The sequence below is a fragment of the Methanosarcina sp. DH1 genome, from assembly GCF_020804205.1.
Taxonomy (GTDB): Archaea; Halobacteriota; Methanosarcinia; order Methanosarcinales; family Methanosarcinaceae; genus Methanosarcina; species Methanosarcina vacuolata.
This window is the reverse complement of record NZ_WJBJ01000050.1, coordinates 1-560: the sequence shown is the minus strand read 5'-3', so window position 1 is coordinate 560 and position 560 is coordinate 1. Positions and strand designations below refer to the sequence as shown.

Sequence of the window (560 nt, the reverse complement as noted above, 5' to 3'; positions counted from 1 at the left end):
CAGGCCACCCCAAACGAGGCCAGGCCCGCCTGTTCAGTCCGGACCGTGAAGAATTTGATAGTTTTGACAAGTCGGACATGTAAGACCAATTCGCTATCATCAGGCTTGATCCGTTGGAACTTCCCGTGAATTAGCTGCACACCTGCAGAAAGCTGCTCGAACCTATGCGCCCCACACCGGAGCAGGAAATAATTATCTGATCCACACTTCGGGCAGGACTCAAAAGTAACGGTCTTTATGCGTTCCACATTGGTTTTGTTATACGCTGCAACCCCGAAGTACGTAACCGCCTGCACACGGTCTTTAACAGCCGTATGTGTGAACAGATAACGAGCAGTCTTGAAGGGATCGCGATCAGGTGACAGTTTAGCCTTATACGTCCAGCCGGTAGTCTCGTAGAACACATCACTCTTCATAAGGGTGCGCGGATAGAAGCCCAGGACATGGAAGTGTGGCCCAGGAACGCCATAAGCCTCCACGGAACCAAGGCCCAGAAGATCAGCATGAGCGCCAGCCCAGAGACCACCGACAAGGCCCGTGCCCTTCATGGCCTCGATAAG

Annotated in this window: 1 protein-coding gene; it reads right to left on the bottom strand. The window is 53.0% G+C overall.

The genetic code is table 11. From position 1 onward, the window contains the following. Positions 1-296: hypothetical protein (locus tag FXW07_RS19135; protein WP_229397189.1), on the bottom strand; the 296-nt coding region annotated here is incomplete at its 3' end. Between the last annotated feature and the right edge of the window lie 264 nt (positions 297-560).